Source organism: Mycobacterium sp. E796 (genome assembly GCF_001672815.1).
In the GTDB taxonomy this organism is placed as follows: Bacteria; Actinomycetota; Actinomycetes; order Mycobacteriales; family Mycobacteriaceae; genus Mycobacterium.
This window is the reverse complement of record NZ_LZKK01000043.1, coordinates 17,970-36,199: the sequence shown is the minus strand read 5'-3', so window position 1 is coordinate 36,199 and position 18,230 is coordinate 17,970. Positions and strand designations below refer to the sequence as shown.

Here is an 18,230-nt window from a genome sequence, read left to right as displayed (position 1 = left end):
GCGCGTGCAGGTGCGCGCGGTAGCGGGCGTAGTCGGCGGCCGAGTCCTTGCTGACCATGAACGGCCAGTCGCTGGACACGGTGAGCAGGGTCTCGCGCAGGATCTGGTCGGCGACGTGATCGCGGGGCAGCCGCCCGTCCAGCGACGCCGTTTGTGACAGGGCCTTGTCGACCGTGCTCAGCGCCGTGTCGACCACCTCATTGTTGAGCTGCACCAGGTCGGCCACCTTCTCGCCGGCCCATACCTGCCAGTCTTTGCCCGAGCCCCACGAGCTCGGCGGCAGCGCGACCGCGGCGCCGACGAATCCGCCGTCGATCGCGTCGCGCAGCGTGCCGACGCGCACGCCGGCGGCGGGCAGGGCCCGCAGCACGCGCGCCAGCCACGTCGGGCCCTCGTACCACCAGTGCCCGAACAGCTCGGTGTCGAAGGCGGCGACGACGTGGGCGGGGCGCCCGATGCGTTCTGATTCGCTGCACAGCCGGCTGCGGACCACGTCGACGAAGTCGGCGACGTGGGCGTCGACCGCGCGGTCGGCGCGCTCGGGATCGTAGGGTGCCTTGCCTTCCGACGGCACGTTGCGCCCGGTGACCCGGGCCGGCTTCAGCCCGGTCAGGTGGTCGTAGGTGTGGAAGTCGCGGTAGGCGGCGTGACCGGGGTAGCCGGATTTCGGCGACCACACTCGGTAGCTGACCTGCAGGTCGCGCCCGAACGCGACCACGTCGGTGTTGCCGACGGGCCGGCCCAGCGCGGTGTCGCCGTGCAGCGACGGGCCGTCGACCATGAAGTGCGTGACCCCGGCGGCGGCGTAGTCGTGTTCCATGCCTGGGGCGTAGGCACATTCGGGCGCCCAGATGCCGGTCGGGAGGTGCGCCAGGCGATGCTGCGCATCGGCGAGGCCCTCGCGCAGCGCGAACTCGCGCAGCCGCGGGTTCAGCAGCGGCTGGAACGGGTGGGCCAGCGGCCCGCCGAGCAACTCCACCGTGCCCGCGTCGATCAGGGCGCGCAGCAGCGGGCTGGCGCCGTGCCGCCACAGGGTGGCATAGTCGTCCAGCGCCTCGTCGGCCTCGGCGCATTCGCGAATTCCGAAGGCCCGCAACGCTTCCGGCGTGCAGGACTGGTAGTCCGCCGACTTCGAGCCGCGGGCCGAGCGCACGCTGGCGGCTTCGGTTGCCCGCAGCCGCCAGTTCGCGAGCCAGTGATGCATGCCGTCGAGGCAGTACGGGTCGTCGAGCTGGGCGTTGACCACCGGCGTGACGCCCAGCGTGACCAGGCCGTGCCGATCCTCGTCGGCCAGCGTGCGCAGCACCCGCAGCAGCGGCAGGTAGGCCGCCGCCCAGGACTGGTACAGCCATTCCTCGCCGACCGGCCAGCGGCCGTGGTGGGCCAGCCACGGCAGGTGGGTGTGCAGCACCAGCGTGAACATGCCGGGAACGTGCGGGGCGCTCACGGCCGCACCGCGATCGCGATCAGGTCCAGGCTTTCATCTATGTCGCGGTCGCCGGCGTCGAGGAGGTCGAAGTCGTCGCAGGTGACCGCGGCGACGTCGGCGGCCAGTTGGGGCGGCCACGGCGCGTCTGCAACCGCCCGACGGATCTGCGCGTCGATGATCGACCCGCCGTGGCGCGCGTCCATCTCCCGCAGGCGCGGGCCGTGAAACAGCCCGCAGACGGCGACGTCGCAAAAGCCCGCGTCGACGAGCAGCTCGGTCAGCTCGTCGCCGTTGAGTTCGCGGGTGTGAAACGGGTTTACCGGGGTGTCGCGGCCGGGTGAGAACGTGATCCGGTTAGGGGTGGACACCATCAGCAGCCCCGAGGGCCGCAGCACCCGGGCACACTCGGCGACGAATTGTGGCTGATCCCACAGGTGCTCGATGACTTGGAAGTTCACCACAACATCCATCGACGCGTCGGGCAGCGGCAGCTCCGCGAGGTTGGCCTGCATGACCTCGACACGGGGGTAGCGGTTGCGGACGTGGGCCACCGCGACCGCGTCGTAGTCCACCGCGACGACACGGCGCGCGACGGCCGCGATCAGGTCGGCGCCGTAACCCTCGCCGCACCCCGCCTCGAGCACGTCCGCGCCCGCGCAGCGCGGCGCAAGCCGCTGGTAGACGACCTGATGCCGGCGAAACCAGTAGTTCTCGATGTCCAGGTCCGGGATGGTGCGCTCGCCCGTCAGCGTCAACACCGCATCGACCGCTGCAGGGGCCGATGCCTGCGGGCCGGGCGCGTCCGAGGGGACGTCGGGGAGGAATGCGCTCATTGAATAGGCAGGCTAACGCGAAGTGTCCGATTCGCGAACCGGCGAAGTGGGCACCCCGGCCGGAAGGGACAGACGGGCCGAAAGAACCTGCACTACGACCCGCTATGGTGTGAGAGCAGACCGCACAAAGTTACCCGCCGGTAACACACCGTGCAGTCTTTTAATGTGCGTGGCCGAGGTCCGCAGTCGAGCGCTGCGTGACCCCTTCGAGGAGGACGAACCAGACTCATGACGAACATCGTGGTCCTGATCAAGCAGGTCCCAGACACCTGGTCGGAGCGCAAGCTCACCGACGGCGACTACACGCTGGACCGCGAGGCCGCCGACGCGGTGCTGGACGAGATCAACGAGCGCGCCGTGGAAGAGGCGCTGCAGATCAGGGAGAAGGAAACCGCCGACGGCGTCGACGGGTCCGTGACGGTGCTGACCGCCGGGCCCGAGCGGGCCACCGAGGCGATCCGCAAGGCCCTGTCGATGGGCGCCGACAAGGCCGTCCACCTCAAGGACGACGGCATGCACGGCTCGGACTTGATCCAGACCGCCTGGGCCCTGGCGCGCGCGCTGGGCACCATCGAGGGCACCGAGCTCGTCATCGCGGGCAACGAGGCCACCGACGGCACGGGCGGCGCGGTGCCCGCCGTCATCGCCGAGTACCTCGGCCTGCCGCAGCTGACCCACCTGCGCAAGCTGTCCATCGAGGGCGGCAAGGTCACCGGCGAACGCGAGACCGACGACGGCGTGTTCACGCTCGAGGCCACCCTGCCCGCGGTGGTCAGCGTGACGGAGAAGATCAACGAGCCGCGCTTCCCGTCCTTCAAGGGCATCATGGCCGCCAAGAAGAAAGAGGTCACGGTGCTGACCCTGGCCGAGATCGGCGTCGAGAGCGACGAGGTGGGCCTGGCCAACGCCGGCTCGACCGTGCTGTCGTCGACGCCGAAGCCGCCGAAGACCGCGGGCGAGAAGGTCACCGACGAGGGCGAGGGCGGCAACCAGGTCGCCCAGTACCTGGTCGCCCAGAAGATCATCTAGCACGAGCACGAAACCACAGACGAGAAGAGCGAAATAACCCATGGCTGAAGTACTGGTGTTGGTCGAGCACGCCGAAGGCGCGCTGAAGAAGGTCACGTCCGAACTGATCACCGCCGCCCGCGCGCTGGGCGAGCCGTCCGCCGTCGTGGTCGGCGCGCCGGGCACGGCGGCGCCGCTGGTCGACGGCCTGAAGGAGGCGGGCGCCGCCAAGATCTACATCGCCGAGTCCGACGACGTCGACAAGTACCTGCTCACCCCGGTCATCGACGTGCTGGCGTCGATTGCCGAATCCAGCTCGCCCGCGGCCGTGCTGCTGGCCGCCAATGCCGACGGCAAGGAGATCGCGGGCCGGCTCGCGGCCCGACTCGGCTCCGGCCTGCTGGTCGACGTAATCGAGGTCAAGGAAGGCAACAAGGCCACCTACTCCATCTTCGGTGGCGCGTTCACCGTCGAGGCGCAGGCCAACGGCGACACCCCGATCATCACGGTCCGCGCCGGTGCGGTCGACGCCGAGCCGCAGGCCGGCGCCGGTGAAGAGGTCACCGTCGAGGTGCCCGCGCCCGCGGAGAACGCCACCAAGATCACCTCCCGCGAGCCCGCGGTCGCCGGTGACCGCCCGGAGCTGACGGAGGCCACCATCGTGGTCTCCGGCGGTCGCGGCGTCGGCAGCGCGGAGAACTTCAGCGTGGTCGAGGCGCTGGCCGACTCGCTGGGCGCCGCCGTCGGCGCGTCGCGCGCCGCCGTCGACTCCGGCTACTACCCGGGCCAGTTCCAGGTCGGCCAGACCGGCAAGACGGTGTCGCCGCAGCTCTACATCGCGCTGGGCATCTCGGGGGCGATCCAGCACCGGGCCGGTATGCAGACGTCGAAGACCATCGTCGCGGTCAACAAGGACGAAGAGGCGCCGATCTTCGAGATCGCCGACTACGGCGTGGTGGGCGACCTGTTCAAGGTCGCCCCGCAGCTGACCGACGCGATCAAGGCCCGCAAGGGCTGATTTCGCCCGCGGGCGGATAACGTCCGGCCGAGAATCCAAGCGCGGCAAGCGATCCCGGGATGACGCCCGGCGTTTCGCTTGCGGTGACGAGCAATTCGTGCCGCTGCGGCGGCACCCGCGGTCCTGCGTCCGTTAACCGCGCGGTCAATTAGGGCGAAATTCCGCGATATTTCGTCATCTGACGTGCACCGACACGTCACAGCGTCGATGCCGACTAGCTCATCGGTTGCGCCACGTTGTTTCCCATGAGCATTGCTTCTGTCCTGATAGCCGCCGACGCGCCGGACGGCGCGGCGAACAGCTCGGCCGGGCCGCGCTATTCGCTGTTGCTGTCCACCGATCCCACTTTGATCGAGGCGGCGCAGCGGCTCCGGTACGACGTATTCACCAGCACGCCGGGTTTCGCCCTGCCGACCACCGGTGCCGAGGACCTCGACGTCGACAGGTTCGACGAATACTGCGACCACCTGTTGGTGCGCGACGACGACACCGGCGAGCTGGTGGGTTGCTACCGGATGCTGGCACCCACCGGGGCCATCGCGGCCGGAGGGCTTTACACCGCAACGGAATTCGACGTTCGCGCCTTCGACCCGCTGCGGCCGTCGTTGGTGGAGATGGGACGCGCGGTGGTTCGCGACGGTCACCGCAACGGCGGCGTCGTGCTGCTGATGTGGGCGGGCATCCTGGCCTATCTGGATCGCTACGGCTACGACTACGTGACCGGCTGCGTGTCCGTGCCCATCGGCGACGAGTCGGACGGGGACGCTCCCGGCAGCCAACTGCGCGGGGTGCGCGACTTCATCCTGAACCGCCATGCCGCGCCGCCGCAGTACCGGGTGCATCCCCACCGCCCCGTGCGGGTGGCCGGGCGGGCCCTCGACGACATGCCCGCGCCGCCGCGGCCCTCGGTGCCGCCGCTGATGCGCGGCTACCTGAGGCTCGGCGCCCAGGTCTGCGGCGAGCCCGCGCACGACCCGGACTTCGGTGTCGGCGACTTCTGCGTCCTGCTGGACAAGCGACGCGCCGATACCCGATATCTCAAGCGGCTGCGGTCGGTGTCGGCGGCTTCCGAAATGGTGGGCGGCGCGCAGTGAACGCCCCCGCCGCCCACGCCTGGCTGCCACGCGCGACGTGCGACAGCAGCTGTGTGCGGGTGGGCCCCGCGTCGTCGCGGTGGCGGGTGGTGCTGCGGGTGACGCTTCGGGTCATGCTGGCGCTGCTGTTGGTGCCGGTGGTGCCGCTGGCGCTGGTGCCGCTGCCGGGCCGGGCGCGTGTGCAACGGTTCTGCTGCCGGGTGCTGCTGCGCTGTTTCGGCGTCCGGATCAGCGTGTCCGGCAGTCCGATCCGCAACCTGCGCGGGGTCCTGGTGGTCAGCCCCCACATGTCCTGGCTGGACGTGTTCGCCATCGGCTCGGTGCTGCCCGGCTCGTTCGTGGCCCGCGCCGACTTGTTCGGTGCTCTGTCGGTGCGCCTGCTCAAGATCATTCCCATCGAGCGGGCCAACCTGCGGCGGCTGCCCTGGGTGGTCGAGACCGTCGCGCAGCGGCTGCAGGCCGGTCAGACCGTGGTGGCATTCCCGGAGGGCACCACGTGGTGCGGGGTGGCCTGCGGCTCGTTCTACCCGGCGATGTTCCAGGCCGCGATCGATGCCGGCCGCCCGGTGCAACCGCTGCGGTTGACCTACCACCACGTCGACGGCGGAGTTTCGACCGCTCCCGCCTTCGTCGGTGACGACACCCTGTGGCGGTCGATGTGCCGATTGCTGGCCGTGCGCCGCACCCTGGCGCACGTTCACGTGGAATCCCTGCAGCTGCCGGGCACCGATCGGCGGGCGCTGGCCCGCCGCTGCGAGTCGGCGGTCGGTGTGGGAGTGCCGCAGCGCCCCCGGCGCCGCCACGTGCTGGTGGGTTAGCTATACAGACCTGCAGGTATCGTGGGGCGCGTCATGGTTTATCTCGACCACGCCGCCACCACCCCGATGCACCCCGCCGCCATCGAGGCGATGACGGCCGCGCTCGGCACCGTCGGCAACGCGTCCTCGCTGCACACCAGCGGGCGGGCGGCGCGGCGGCGCATCGAGGAGTCCCGGGAGCTGATCGCCGACAAACTGGGCGCGCGCCCGTCGGAGGTCATCTTCACCGCGGGCGGCACCGAGAGCGACAACCTGGCCGTCAAGGGCATCTATTGGGCCCGCCGCGGCGCCGATCCGTCGCACCGGCGCATCATCGCCAGTGAGGTGGAACACCACGCGGTGCTGGACTCGGTGAACTGGCTCGTCGAGCACGAAGGCGCGGAGGTGACCTGGCTGCCCACCGCGGCCGATGGCTCGGTGTCGGCGGCCGCGCTGCGCGAGGCGCTGCAAGGCCACGACGACGTCGCGCTGGTGTCGGTGATGTGGGCCAACAACGAGGTCGGCACCGTGATGCCGGTCGCCGAACTCGCGGCCGTCGCCGCCGAATTCGGCGTCCCGATGCACAGCGATGCGGTTCAGGCGGTGGGGCAGCTGCCCGTTGGCTTCGCGGCCAGCGGTCTTTCGGCGATGAGCGTGACCGCGCACAAGTTCGGCGGTCCGCCCGCCGTGGGGGCGCTGCTGCTGCGCCGCGACGTCGCCTGCGTGCCGCTGTCGCACGGCGGCGGCCAGGAGCGCGACATCCGTTCCGGCACACCGGATGTCGTCGGCGCCGTCGGCATGGCGGCGGCGGCCCGGATCGCGGTGGACGGCCTCGAGGCCCACAGCGGGCGGCTGCGGACGTTGCGTGATCGCCTGGTCGAGGGCGTGCTGTCCGGCATCGACGACGTCAGCCTCAACGGCGCCCGCGACCCTCTGCGGCTGCCCGGCAACGCCCACTTCACGTTCCGCGGTTGCGAGGGCGACGCGCTGTTGATGCTGTTGGACGCCAACGGGATCGAGTGCTCGACCGGCTCGGCCTGCACCGCCGGTGTGGCGCAGCCGTCGCACGTGCTGGTCGCGATGGGCGCCGACCCGGCGAGCGCGCGCGGGTCGTTGCGACTGTCGTTGGGGCACACCAGCGTTGATGCCGACGTGGATGCGGTGCTGCGGGTGCTGCCCGGCGCCGTGGACCGCGCCCGGCGGGCCGCGCTGGCCGCCGCGGGGGCGCCGTAAGTGAAGGTCCTCGCCGCGATGAGTGGCGGCGTCGATTCGTCCGTCGCCGCCGCCCGCATGGTCGACGCCGGGCACGACGTGGTCGGGGTGCACCTGGCGCTGTCCTCGGCGCCGGGCACGCTGCGCACCGGCTCACGCGGCTGCTGTTCCAAAGAAGACGCCTCGGATGCGCGCCGCGTCGCCGACGTGCTCGGAATCCCTTTCTACGTATGGGATTTCGCCGAGAGATTCAAGGCGGACGTGATCGACGATTTCGTCGAGTCGTACGCGCGCGGCGAGACCCCCAACCCCTGCGTGCGGTGTAATCAGCGAATCAAGTTCTCGGCCCTGTCGGCGAAGGCCGTTGCGCTGGGCTTCGACACGGTGGCCACCGGCCACTACGCGCGGCTGTCCGGCGGGCGGCTGCGCCGCGCCGTCGACCGGGACAAGGACCAGTCCTACGTGCTGGCCGTGCTGACCGCCGAGCAGTTGCGGCACGCGGCGTTCCCGATCGGGGACACCCCCAAGCCCGAAATCCGGGCCGAGGCCGCCCGGCGCCGGTTGGCCGTCGCCGACAAGCCGGACAGCCACGACATCTGCTTCATCCCGTCCGGGGACACCCGGGCCTTCCTTGGGGAGCGCATCGGGGTGCGCCGCGGCGCCGTCGTGACCGCCGACGGGGCGGTGCTGGCCACCCACGACGGGGTGCACGGTTTCACCATCGGGCAACGCAAGGGGCTGGGCATCGCCGGCCCGGGGCCCGACGGGCGCCCGCGCTACGTGACGTCGATCGACGCCGAGACGTCGACGGTCGAGGTCGGGGAGGCGGCCGACCTCGACGTGCACGGCCTGGTCGGGCGGTCGCCGGTCTTTACCGCGGGGGCCCCGCTGGACGGGCCCGTCGAGTGCGTGGTCCAGGTCCGGGCGCACGGCGAGACGGTCGGCGCCGTGGCCGAACTGGTCGGCGACGAGCTCGTCGTTCGGCTGCGCGTCCCGCTGCGGGGCGTGGCGGCCGGGCAGACGCTGGTGCTGTACCGACCGGATCCCGACGGCGACGAGGTGCTGGGCAGCGCCACGATCGCCGGCACGTCGCGCTGATTCCGCGCGCTGAGCGCCCGCGCCGAGCGCCTCAAGGATTCATCAAGGATCCGCCAAGGGCGGTTTCCGATCCTTTCCGTGACAGCCAGGAAAGGAGCAACAGACATGAGCACCCAGCAAGTCGCGGCGCGTGAGGAATCGTCCGTCCAGACCAACGCCTTGGCTATTGCGGCCTTCGTGCTGAGCCTCATGGGCATGTACGGCAGCCCGCTGCTGAGCAGCATCTTTGCCGTCGTCGCGCTGCATCAGGTCAAGCACCGCGGGCAGAACGGCTTCGGGTTGGCGATCGCGGCCCTGGCGGTGTCGGCGGCTATGACGGCCCTGCACGTGGCGATGTGGGTCAAGTACGGCCACCCCAACTTCGAGCTGATGGCGACGGCGCACTGGTGAGCTAGCCCGGAATGTTGGCCGCAATGTTCGTCATCACGATGTCCGACACCGATTGCGCGAAGCCGCAGAACGTGACCTCCACCATGGCCACCTTCAGCACCCGGTAGTCGCGGCCGCACCCGCCGGGTCCGAGGTGCAGCGATGTTGCGTCGGCGGTCCACCCGCCGACCAACGACTCGCCCGCCGAGCCGCCCGCGCAGCCGCGGACGGAGCCGACCAGGGCGCTGAACGCCCGTCGCGCGGTGTCGACGTCCTGGTAGGCGGCGGCGCCCTCGGAGATCAGCGCCCCGTCGGGCGGGTCCTGGAAGGTGGTCTTGTGAAACTCCTCGATGTCGGGGCCGAAGGTCGCCGTTTCGGCATAGAGGAACCGGCACTCGGCCGGCGTGGCCTCGGCGAGCGCGTCGATGTCCACCGGGCGGGTGCCGTCCATCGAGGGAATGATCGTCAGGTGCTCGCCCGCGCCGGTGATGGCCCGCATCCGGGACTGATCCAGCAGGATCGTGTCGACGTTCACGCCCTGGACGCCCTTGGCGGCGGGCCCGAATCCCGGGAGGGCGGTGCCGCCCACCACCCGGGTGCACGCCGCCGCCAGCAGCACCGCGCCCATCAACAGCAGCGGCCTGGTGAACCTCGCTCTACGCCCCACCGTTTGCACCCTTCTCGGCTAGAACCTACCCCGCCGCAACACCCCTCGCGACCGGCGCGCCAAGCGACGTCGAATACGGTTGGCCGGTGAGTGTTTTGGCGCATCCGTTCGCGACGGGCAGCGGCGTCGGATCGTGGCCCGGCACCGCGGCGCGCGAGGCCGCCGCGGTGGTGGTCGGCGAGCTGGCGGGCGCGCTGGCCCACATCGTCGAGCTACCGGCCCGCGGAGTCGGTGCCGACCTGTTCGGGCGGGCCGGCGCGCTGCTGGTCGACGTCGCGATCGACACGGTGCCGCGCGGCTATCGCATCGTCGCCCGGCCCGGCGCCGTGACGCGGCGCGCCGTCAGCCTCCTCGACGAAGACATGGACGCGCTGGAGGAGGCCTGGGAGACGGCGGGCCTGCGCGGCAGTGAGCGCGTTGTCAAGATGCAGGCCCCCGGGCCGATCACCCTGGCCGCCGGGCTCGAGCTCGCCAACGGGCACCGGGCCATCACCGACCCTGGTGCCGTGCGCGACCTGGCGGCGTCACTGGCCGAAGGCGTTGCGGCGCACCGTTCTTCGCTCGCCCGCCGCCTCGATACGCCGGTGGTGGTGCAGTTCGACGAGCCGTCGCTGCCGGCGGCGTTGGGCGGTCAGCTGAGCGGGGTGACGTCGCTGAGCCCGGTGGCCCCGCTCGACGAGGCCGTTGCCCTGGGACTGCTCGACACGTGCGCCGCGACCGTCGGCGCGGCCGTGCTGCTGCATAGCTGCGCGCCGGCGTTGCCGTGGGATCTGTTGCAGCGCAGCGGGATTGGTGGCGTATCCGTGGACGCCGGCACGCTGCGCGCCGAGGACCTGGACGGCATCGCGGCCTTCGTGGAGTCGGGCCGCACCGTCGCGCTGGGCGTGGTCCCGGCGACGGCGCCGCCAAAGCGGCCCTCAGCCGAGGAGGCGGCCGCCGCTGTCGTCGCGGTGACCGATCGGCTCGGATTCGGCCGTTCGGCGTTGCGCGATCGCATCGGCGTGACGCCCGCGTGTGGCCTGGCGGGCGCGACGCCGCAGTGGGCCCGGACCGCGATCGAGCTCGCCCGCAAGGCCGCCGAGGCGTTCGCCGAAGACCCGGACGCCATCGAATAGGCAACCAATTGGTTGCGCTTCGCGTCGGGTTGTGACAGCCTGATAGGCAATCAGGAGGTTGCATATGAGTACTGATCGAATTCAGAAGCAAGTCGTGTTGCGCGCGCCGCTGGACCGGGTGTGGCGGGCCATCACGGACGCCGAGCAGTTCGGGCGCTGGTTCGGCGTCCGCTTCGACGGGCCTTTCGTCGAGGGAGCGCCGATCGGCGCGACCATCACCCCGACCACCGTCGATGAGGAGGTCGCCAAGCGCCAGGAGCCGCACGCCGGCGTCAAGAGCACCTGGCAGATCGTCGCGATCGAGCCCAAGCGGCGGTTCGCCTACCGCTGGCAGCCGTGCGCGGGCGAGCCGGATGTCGAAGACGAGCCGACCACGCTGGTCGAGTTCACGCTCGCCGAGACGCCCGAGGGTGTGCTGCTCACGATCACCGAGTCTGGTTTCGACGCCATCCCGGCGGCGCGTCGCGCTTCCGCGTTCGAGGCGAACTCCGAGGGATGGGCCATCCAGACCGATCTCGTGCGCCGGTATCTGGAGGGCACCCGGGTATGAGCGCCGTCGGCGCGCCGCTGTTCGACGCGCTGGGGGACGCGAATCGGCTGCGCATCATCGTGCGACTCTGCGACGTCGGGCCGAGCTCGACATCGCAAGTCACGCAAGCTATTCCGGTCACACGGCAGGCCGCCAGCAAGCACCTGGCGCTGCTGGAGAACGCCGGGCTGGTCAGCAGCGCCCGCCGGGGTCGCGAGCGGGTCTGGACCGTGCGGACCGAACCGCTGGCCCGGGCCAGCGACTACCTCGACCAGCTGTCGCGGCGCTGGGACGCCGCGGTGGAGAGATTGCGGGCGTACGTGGAAGAGGAGTGAGTCACTCCGGTCACAGCTCGGAGGGATGTGCCGTAGTGCCCGCCTCACAGCGACTCCTGACTCGGCCGGCGTCGGGCCCGCGAATAGTCGCTGTGAGGCGGGCACATGGGGTGCCGGCTCTCGGAGAGACGGGTGTGGCCGATGTGACTGAGGTGTCGCAGTCGGCCGTCGGCGCCCTTCGATAGCCTGCGAAGGTGACTTCGGCAGAAGCTGACTCCCTAGCGCCCGACGTTCGGCGGCAATGGCAAGAACTGGCCGACGAGGTGCGCGAACACCAGTTTCGTTATTACGTGCGCGACGCCCCGGTCATCTCCGACGCGGAGTTCGACCAGCTCCTGAAGCGCCTCGAAGCGCTCGAGGAGCAGCACCCCGAGCTGCGCACGCCCGACTCGCCGACCCAGCTCGTCGGCGGGGCCGGCTTCGCCACCGATTTCACCGAGGCCGAGCACCTCGAGCGAATGCTGTCCCTGGACAACGTCTTCAGCGCCGAGGAGTTCGAGCTGTGGGCCGCGCGCGTGCGCGCCGAGGTCGGCGACGACGTGCCCTACCTGTGTGAGCTCAAGATCGACGGCGTCGCGCTGTCGCTGGTGTACCGCGACGGTCGCCTGGTCCGGGCGGCGACGCGGGGCGACGGACGCACCGGCGAGGACGTCACGCTGAACGCCAGAACCATCGACGACGTCCCGGAACGGCTGACGGCCGGCAAGGACTACCCCGTACCCAAGGTGCTCGAGGTCCGGGGCGAGGTGTTCTTCCGCCTCGCGGACTTCGAGGCGCTCAACGCCGCGCTGGTCGAGGACGGCAAGACGCCCTTCGCCAACCCGCGCAACAGCGCCGCGGGCTCCCTTCGCCAAAAGGACCCCGCGGTCACCGCGCGGCGCAGGCTGCGGATGATCTGTCACGGGGTGGGACACACGGAGGGCTTTCGCCCGGCCACGCTGCACGACGCCTACCTGGCGCTGGGCGCATGGGGCCTGCCCGTCTCCGAGCACACCACCCGGGTGGAAAACGTGGCGGGCGCGCTGGAGCGCATCACCTACTGGGGCGAACACCGCCACGACGTGGATCACGAAATCGACGGTGTGGTAGTCAAAGTCGACGATGTGGCGCTGCAGCGGAGGCTGGGCTCGACCTCACGGGCGCCGCGGTGGGCGATCGCGTACAAGTACCCGCCGCAGGAGGTGCAGACCAAGCTCCTGGACATCCGCGTCAACGTCGGCCGGACCGGGCGCGTCACACCGTTCGCGTTCATGACGCCGGTCAAGGTGGCCGGGTCGACGGTGGGGCTGGCCACGCTGCACAACGCCGCCGAGGTCAAGCGCAAGGGCGTGTTGATCGGCGACACCGTGGTGATTCGCAAGGCCGGCGACGTCATCCCGGAGGTGCTCGGTCCGATCGTCGACCTGCGCGACGGCTCGGAAAGCGAATTCGTCATGCCCACAACGTGTCCCGAATGCGGCACTCCGCTCGCCCCGGCCAAGGAGGGCGACGCCGACATCCGCTGCCCCAACGCGCGGTCGTGCCCGGCGCAGTTGCGGGAGCGGGTTTTTCACGTCGCGGGCCGCGGCGCGCTGGATATCGAGGGGCTGGGTTACGAGGCCGCCACCGCGCTGCTGCAGGCCGGCGTGATCGCCGACGAGGGCGACCTGTTCACCCTCAGCGAGGACGACCTGTTGCAAACCGAGCTGTTCCGGACGAAGGCCGGCGGGTTGTCGGCCAACGGCGCGCGTTTGTTGGCGAATCTCGGTGTGGCCAAGGGAAAGCCGCTGTGGCGGGTGCTGGTGGCGTTGTCGATCCGGCACGTGGGCCCGACGGCCGCCCGTGCGCTGGCCACCGAATTCGGGGACCTGCAGGCGATCGAGGACGCGTCCACCGAGCAGCTGGCCGCGGTCGAGGGCGTCGGCCCGACGATCGCCGCCGCGGTGACCGAATGGTTCACCGTCGACTGGCACCGGGCGATCGTCGACAAATGGCGGGCCGCCGGGGTGCGGATGGCCGACGAACGCGACGCGAGCGTGCCGCGCACCCTCGAGGGCCTGACGATCGTGGTCACCGGTTCGCTGGCGGGTTTTTCGCGCGACGACGCCAAGGAGGCGATCGTGTCGCGCGGCGGCAAGGCCGCGGGATCGGTGTCGAAGAAGACCGACTACGTCGTCGCCGGCGACTCGCCGGGCTCCAAGTACGACAAGGCGGTGGAGTTGGGTGTGCCGATCCTCGACGAAGACGGATTCCGAAAGTTGTTGGCCGACGGGCCTTCCGGGGCTGACGAGTGAGCAGTCCGTACGGCGATTCGACGCGCAGCGTCAAGGCCGTAAGCTCCCCGGCCGTCCCCGGCCGGCCGGTGGCGCCGCCGGCGGTGCTGGCCTCCACCTATCACCTGTCGGCCGACGAAGCCGCTGATCTCGATACCTACGGCCGCAGTTCCAATGCGACCTGGCGGCAAGTGGAATCGGTCCTCGCCGCGCTGGAGGGAGCGGCCGGCGCGGTGGTGTTCAGCTCGGGCATGGCGGCCATCGGTGCCGCACTGTGCGCACTGGCCCGTCCCGGGTCGGCCTTGGTGGTGCCTGCCGACGGCTACTATCAGGTGCGCCAATATGCGACGGAACACCTTGCGCCCGCGGGCGTTTCGGTGATCGAGGCGTCGAGTTCGCAAATCTACGACGCGGCCGCCGGGGCCGACGTGGTACTGGCCGAAACCCCCACCAACCCCGCGCTGGATGTGATCGACCTGCGGCGGTTGGCCACCATCTGCCGCGCTCGCGGGGCGCGGTTGGTCGTCGACAACACCGCGGCTACACCTTTCGGTCAGTGCCCCCTGGCGTTGGGGGCCGACCTGGTGGTGGCCAGCGCCACCAAGGGGCTCTCGGGGCACAGTGACCTGCTGGCCGGTTACGTGGCGACCAACCAGCCCGCGTTGATCGCCGCCGTCGAACGCCATCGGCTGCTCGCCGGTGCGATCCTCGGCGGCTTCGAGGCGTGGCTACTGCTGCGCAGCCTGGGAAGCGCCGGGCTGCGGTTCGACCGCCAGTGCCGGAATGCGCAAGCGGTGGCGACGATGCTGGCCGGCCATCCTGCGGTGCGAGCCGTGCGTTACCCGGGGCTGGCCGAGGACCCGTCGCACCCCGTGGCCGTCGCGCAGATGCGGCGGTTCGGGTCCCTGGTCTCATTCGAGTTGGCCGACGCAGCCGCGGTGCGGGCACTGGTAAACGGGTCCGAGCTGCTGATCGCGTCCACCAGCTTCGGCGGCATCCACACCTCGGTGGACCGCCGGGCGCGGTGGGGCGACCGCGTCGCCGCCGGATTCGCGCGCCTCTCGCTGGGCATCGAAGACACCGACGACCTGGTTGCCGACATCGAGCGGTCGCTCGCCGCATCTGATGTGATGGGCGGGTGAGCCCGAACTCCGTTGCCGACGTGGTCGCGCGCATGCGGGCCATCGCGGCACAACTGCCGTCCGATGACGGTGCCGAGGTGTTCAACGGCGTCTATCTGCGAGTGACCGAGATGATGGCGGACCGGCTCGCCACGAAGGGCGTGTTCCACGACGACGCGTTCGTCACCGAGCTCGACGTCCGCTTCGCCGGTTACTGGTTCGACGCATACGACGCCGCCGGGGCCAAGCCCAAGGCGTGGGCGCCGCTGTTCGCCGCCCGAGACACCAAGGGAATCCTGCCGATTCAATTCGCGCTTGCCGGCATGAACGCGCACATCGAGCACGACCTGCCGCTCGCCGTGATCGCCACGTGCGCCGCGCGCCGGTGCTCGCCGGACAGCGCGGGCGTACACGCGGACTACGAGACCATCAACGACGTCCTCGCCAGCGTCGAGGCCGAGATCCGCCGGTCCTTCCTCGACGACCTGGAAAGGTCGATCGACGATCACCTCGAGCCGGTCGCGCACCTGATCACCTCGTGGGACATCGCGAAGGCCCGCGATTTCGCGTGGCTGACCGTGCAGACGATGTGGGAGCTGCGACGGGTCAGCGGGTTGTTCGACGCTTATGCCGCGGGGCTGGCCCGCACGGTTGGGATGGGTTCCCGGCTGTTGCTGACCCCGCTGACCTGAACGCCTCAGCGCAGCATCGTCGCGACGATGCCGGCCAGATAGCCCAGCCGGGCGACCTCCGACGGGCGGAATTCCGGCCCCGGACGGCCCAGCACCACCGCGGTGTGCGGGTCGCCCAGCGGCGCCGCGACCATCGTGGTGTCCATGTCGCGCCACGCCTGCGGCACCCACTCGGCGGTATGGTCCAGTGCCGCCGCGCGTTCGATCGGCAGCCAGGGGGCGGAATCGGCCTTGGTTTCCGGGCACCCGGGGCTGTCGGCGAGGCGTTCCAGTTCCCCCTGCGAACTGCGCAACACCGTGCACCAGCTGACCCGCAGCACCTTGGGAGCCTCGTTGACTAGGACTTTCAGCCTCGACGCGTCATCGCCGGCGGCGGCGACGTGGTCGAGAAGCTCCAGCTCGCGGTGCGCCTCCAGCAGCCCGGTGTGCGGGCGGACGCTGTCCACCCGGACGTTGGGCAGTGATTCCGCGGCGGTGATCAGCCGGTCCGGCATCGCCCCCGGCGGAAGCTCGATGACCAGGTCGTCGATCGCATAACCCGAGCTGCGCTCCACCACGTCGAGCGACAGGATGTCGGCGCCCGCCGAACCGAGCGCGACGGCCAGCGAGCCCAGGCTGCCCGGGCGGTCGGCTAGCTCGATGCGCAACAGATACGACGGCACGGCCAACACTTTGGCACAGCAATGTATCCGCGGCATTTCGGCTGGGACGGCGCAGTGAAGCCCGCGTCGGTGCCCACTGGGCCGATTGCCCGGCTCCTCCTCCCGCCGCTTTGCGGCGCGCATCGTCGCCGGGCTGGGCCGATTGCCCGGCTCCTCAGCCGCGCTACGCGCCGCATCGTCACCCCGCTAGGCTTTCCGGTCGTGTCCCAGATCTCCCGCGACGACGTGGCGCACCTTGCCCGGCTGGCCCGGCTGGCGCTGACCGACGCCGAGCTGGACAGCTTTGCCGGCCAACTCGACGCCATCCTCACCCACGTCAGCCAGGTCCAATCGGTCGACGTCACCGGCGTCGAAGCCACCGACAACCCGCTGAAGGACGTCAACGTCACCCGCCCGGACGAGCGGACGCCGTGCCTGACCCAGGCCGAGGCGCTGGCCGCGGCGCCCGAAGCCGTCGACGGCCGCTTCGCCGTGCCGCAGATCCTGGGGGACGCCGAGTGACCGATATCGTCCGTTCCGACGCCGCGACGCTGGCCGCCCAGGTCGCCTCCGGGGAGCTGTCGTCCACCGAGATCACCCGGGCCTGCCTGGACCAGATCGAGGCGACCGACGACCGGTACCACGCGTTCCTGTACGTCGCGGCCGACGAGGCGCTGGCCGCCGCGGCCGCCGTCGACGACGCGGTGGCCGCCGGCGAGCCGCTGCCGTCGGCGCTGGCCGGGGTGCCCCTGGCGCTCAAGGACGTGTTCACCACGGTCGACATGCCCACCACCTGCGGCTCCAAGATCCTGGAGGGCTGGCGTTCCCCCTACGACGCGACCGTCACCGCGCGGTTGCGCGCGGCCGGCATCCCGATCCTGGGCAAGACCAACATGGACGAGTTCGCGATGGGCTCGTCGACGGAGAACTCCGCCTACGGGCCCACCCGCAACCCGTGGGACCTGGCCCGGGTGCCCGGAGGTTCCGGCGGCGGCAGCGCGGCCGCGCTCGCCGCGTTCCAGGCCCCGCTGGCCATCGGGTCCGACACCGGGGGCTCGATCCGCCAGCCGGCCGCACTCACCGCGACCGTCGGCGTCAAGCCCACCTACGGCACGGTGTCGCGCTACGGCCTGATCGCATGCGCGTCGTCGCTGGATCAGGGCGGCCCGTGCGCGCGCACGGTGCTGGACACCGCCCTGCTGCACCAGGTGATCGCCGGGCATGACGTCCGCGACTCGACGTCCGTCGACGCCGAGGTGCCCGACGTCGTCGGCGCCGCCAGGGCCGGCGCGGGCGGTGATCTGCGCGGCGTGCGCGTCGGCGTCGTTCGTCAGCTGCGCGGCGAGGGCTACCAGGCCGGTGTCCTGACGTCGTTCGAGGCGGCGGTTGAGCAGTTGACCGAACTGGGCGCGGAGGTCAGCGAAGTCGACTGCCCGCACTTCGATCACGCGCTGGCCGCCTACTACCTGATCCTGCCGTCCGAGGTGTCCAGCAACCTGGCCCGCTTCGACGCGATGCGCTACGGGCTGCGGGTCGGCGACGACGGCACGCATTCCGCCGAGGAGGTCATGGCGCTGACCCGCGCCGCCGGCTTCGGCCCGGAGGTCAAGCGGCGCATCATGATCGGCACCTACGCGCTGTCCGCCGGCTATTACGACGCGTACTACAACCAGGCGCAGAAGGTCCGCACGCTGATCGCGCGCGACCTCGATCGGGCCTACGAAACCGTCGACGTGGTGGTCTCGCCGGCGACCCCGACCACGGCATTCCCGCTGGGCGAGAAGGTCGATGACCCGCTGGCGATGTACCTGTTCGACCTGTGCACGCTGCCGCTGAACCTGGCCGGCCACTGCGGCATGTCGGTGCCGTCGGGGCTCTCCCCGGACGACGGCCTGCCGGTCGGGCTGCAGATCATGGCGCCCGCGTTGGCCGACGACCGCCTGTACCGAGTGGGCGCCGCCTACGAGGCGGCCCGCGGAGCACTGCCGAGCGCGGCCACCGTCTAGCGGTAATTTTCGCC

The 18,230-nt window shown here is 70.8% G+C and carries 19 protein-coding genes; 15 read left to right on the top strand and 4 right to left on the bottom strand.

The window, feature by feature from the left end:
- A partial coding sequence (locus A5706_RS04060) for a glycoside hydrolase family 57 protein (RefSeq protein WP_068127297.1) occupies nucleotides 1–1,423 on the bottom strand: 1,423 nt, incomplete at its 3' end.
- Between the two features lie 20 nt (nucleotides 1,424–1,443).
- On the bottom strand, nucleotides 1,444–2,262 hold the full coding sequence (locus tag A5706_RS04055; protein WP_068127296.1) for a bifunctional 2-polyprenyl-6-hydroxyphenol methylase/3-demethylubiquinol 3-O-methyltransferase UbiG: 819 nt from the start codon (nucleotides 2,260–2,262) through the stop codon (nucleotides 1,444–1,446).
- Nucleotides 2,263–2,490: 228 nt separating this feature from the next.
- Between A5706_RS04055 and A5706_RS04050 the strand changes: the two genes are divergently transcribed.
- The 7 genes from A5706_RS04050 (at nucleotide 2,491) to A5706_RS04020 (ending at nucleotide 8,879) form a co-directional block, all read left to right on the top strand.
- Nucleotides 2,491–3,291: an electron transfer flavoprotein subunit beta/FixA family protein gene (locus A5706_RS04050; RefSeq protein WP_068100173.1), complete on the top strand. Its 801-nt coding sequence runs from the start codon at nucleotides 2,491–2,493 to the stop codon at nucleotides 3,289–3,291.
- 40 nt (nucleotides 3,292–3,331) lie between these two features.
- Nucleotides 3,332–4,288 (top strand): electron transfer flavoprotein subunit alpha/FixB family protein, encoded by a 957-nt coding sequence (locus tag A5706_RS04045; RefSeq protein WP_068127294.1) that lies wholly within the window; start codon nucleotides 3,332–3,334, stop codon nucleotides 4,286–4,288.
- Nucleotides 4,289–4,533: 245 nt separating this feature from the next.
- Nucleotides 4,534–5,382: a GNAT family N-acetyltransferase gene (locus A5706_RS04040; protein ID WP_068127291.1), complete on the top strand. Its 849-nt coding sequence runs from the start codon at nucleotides 4,534–4,536 to the stop codon at nucleotides 5,380–5,382.
- A complete protein-coding gene (locus tag A5706_RS04035; protein WP_068127289.1) occupies nucleotides 5,379–6,200 on the top strand; it encodes a 1-acyl-sn-glycerol-3-phosphate acyltransferase in 822 nt (273 codons plus the stop codon). Before A5706_RS04040 ends, A5706_RS04035 begins: the two co-directional genes overlap by 4 nt.
- 33 nt (nucleotides 6,201–6,233) lie before the next feature.
- Nucleotides 6,234–7,412, top strand: coding sequence for a cysteine desulfurase family protein (locus A5706_RS04030; RefSeq protein WP_068127288.1), 1,179 nt, complete (start codon nucleotides 6,234–6,236; stop codon nucleotides 7,410–7,412).
- A complete protein-coding gene (gene mnmA, locus A5706_RS04025; RefSeq protein ID WP_068127286.1) occupies nucleotides 7,413–8,489 on the top strand; it encodes a tRNA 2-thiouridine(34) synthase MnmA in 1,077 nt (358 codons plus the stop codon).
- Between the two features lie 105 nt (nucleotides 8,490–8,594).
- The gene (locus A5706_RS04020; RefSeq protein WP_068127284.1) at nucleotides 8,595–8,879 is read left to right on the top strand and encodes a DUF4190 domain-containing protein; all 285 of its coding nucleotides are present in this window, start codon (nucleotides 8,595–8,597) and stop codon (nucleotides 8,877–8,879) included.
- Nucleotide 8,880: 1 nt separating this feature from the next.
- Here the strand turns inward: A5706_RS04020 and A5706_RS04015 are convergent, their stop codons facing one another.
- On the bottom strand, nucleotides 8,881–9,486 hold the full coding sequence (locus A5706_RS04015) for a sensor domain-containing protein (protein WP_068127282.1): 606 nt from the start codon (nucleotides 9,484–9,486) through the stop codon (nucleotides 8,881–8,883).
- A gap of 125 nt (nucleotides 9,487–9,611) precedes the next feature.
- Here A5706_RS04015 and A5706_RS04010 point away from each other — a divergent pair, with 125 nt between their 5' ends.
- The 6 genes from A5706_RS04010 to A5706_RS03985 all read left to right on the top strand — a co-directional run bounded on the left by A5706_RS04010 (nucleotide 9,612) and on the right by A5706_RS03985 (nucleotide 15,569).
- Nucleotides 9,612–10,640 (top strand): methionine synthase, encoded by a 1,029-nt coding sequence (locus A5706_RS04010; RefSeq protein WP_068127280.1) that lies wholly within the window; start codon nucleotides 9,612–9,614, stop codon nucleotides 10,638–10,640.
- Between the two features lie 64 nt (nucleotides 10,641–10,704).
- Nucleotides 10,705–11,190, top strand: coding sequence for an SRPBCC family protein (locus A5706_RS04005; protein WP_068127278.1), 486 nt, complete (start codon nucleotides 10,705–10,707; stop codon nucleotides 11,188–11,190).
- Nucleotides 11,187–11,504, top strand: a complete 318-nt coding sequence (locus tag A5706_RS04000) for a helix-turn-helix transcriptional regulator (protein ID WP_068127275.1) — start codon at nucleotides 11,187–11,189, stop codon at nucleotides 11,502–11,504. The genes A5706_RS04005 and A5706_RS04000 overlap by 4 nt, the downstream gene beginning before the upstream one ends.
- 194 nt (nucleotides 11,505–11,698) lie before the next feature.
- The gene (ligA, locus tag A5706_RS03995; protein ID WP_068127273.1) at nucleotides 11,699–13,777 is read left to right on the top strand and encodes an NAD-dependent DNA ligase LigA; all 2,079 of its coding nucleotides are present in this window, start codon (nucleotides 11,699–11,701) and stop codon (nucleotides 13,775–13,777) included.
- Nucleotides 13,774–14,898, top strand: coding sequence for a cystathionine gamma-lyase (locus tag A5706_RS03990; RefSeq protein WP_068127272.1), 1,125 nt, complete (start codon nucleotides 13,774–13,776; stop codon nucleotides 14,896–14,898). Before ligA ends, A5706_RS03990 begins: the two co-directional genes overlap by 4 nt.
- Entirely contained in the window at nucleotides 14,895–15,569 is a 675-nt protein-coding gene (locus A5706_RS03985) for a DUF5995 family protein (RefSeq protein ID WP_068127271.1), read from the top strand. Before A5706_RS03990 ends, A5706_RS03985 begins: the two co-directional genes overlap by 4 nt.
- Before the next feature lie 5 nt (nucleotides 15,570–15,574).
- Here the strand turns inward: A5706_RS03985 and A5706_RS03980 are convergent, their stop codons facing one another.
- Nucleotides 15,575–16,231, bottom strand: coding sequence for an amino acid-binding protein (locus A5706_RS03980; RefSeq protein ID WP_156766945.1), 657 nt, complete (start codon nucleotides 16,229–16,231; stop codon nucleotides 15,575–15,577).
- A gap of 201 nt (nucleotides 16,232–16,432) precedes the next feature.
- On the opposite strand from A5706_RS03980, the gene gatC reads away from it, so the two are divergent.
- Nucleotides 16,433–16,732, top strand: a complete 300-nt coding sequence (gatC, locus tag A5706_RS03975; protein WP_068127267.1) for an Asp-tRNA(Asn)/Glu-tRNA(Gln) amidotransferase subunit GatC — start codon at nucleotides 16,433–16,435, stop codon at nucleotides 16,730–16,732.
- Nucleotides 16,729–18,216 (top strand): Asp-tRNA(Asn)/Glu-tRNA(Gln) amidotransferase subunit GatA, encoded by a 1,488-nt coding sequence (gatA, locus tag A5706_RS03970; protein WP_068127265.1) that lies wholly within the window; start codon nucleotides 16,729–16,731, stop codon nucleotides 18,214–18,216. The genes gatC and gatA overlap by 4 nt, the downstream gene beginning before the upstream one ends.
- Nucleotides 18,217–18,230: the final 14 nt, after the last annotated feature.

Bases quoted from the DNA above. Each gene is read 5' to 3' on its own strand.
- A5706_RS04050 (WP_068100173.1), top strand. From the start codon at position 2,491: ATGACGAACATCGTGGTCCTGATCAAGCAGGTCCCAGACACCTGGTCG.
- A5706_RS04045 (WP_068127294.1), top strand. From the start codon at position 3,332: ATGGCTGAAGTACTGGTGTTGGTCGAGCACGCCGAAGGCGCGCTGAAG.
- A5706_RS04005 (WP_068127278.1), top strand. From the start codon at position 10,705: ATGAGTACTGATCGAATTCAGAAGCAAGTCGTGTTGCGCGCGCCGCTG.
- A5706_RS04020 (WP_068127284.1), top strand. From the start codon at position 8,595: ATGAGCACCCAGCAAGTCGCGGCGCGTGAGGAATCGTCCGTCCAGACC.
- A5706_RS04015 (WP_068127282.1), bottom strand. From the start codon at position 9,486: ATGGGCGCGGTGCTGCTGGCGGCGGCGTGCACCCGGGTGGTGGGCGGC.
- A5706_RS04030 (WP_068127288.1), top strand. From the start codon at position 6,234: ATGGTTTATCTCGACCACGCCGCCACCACCCCGATGCACCCCGCCGCC.
- A5706_RS04055 (WP_068127296.1), bottom strand. From the start codon at position 2,262: ATGAGCGCATTCCTCCCCGACGTCCCCTCGGACGCGCCCGGCCCGCAG.
- A5706_RS04000 (WP_068127275.1), top strand. From the start codon at position 11,187: ATGAGCGCCGTCGGCGCGCCGCTGTTCGACGCGCTGGGGGACGCGAAT.
- A5706_RS04040 (WP_068127291.1), top strand. From the start codon at position 4,534: ATGAGCATTGCTTCTGTCCTGATAGCCGCCGACGCGCCGGACGGCGCG.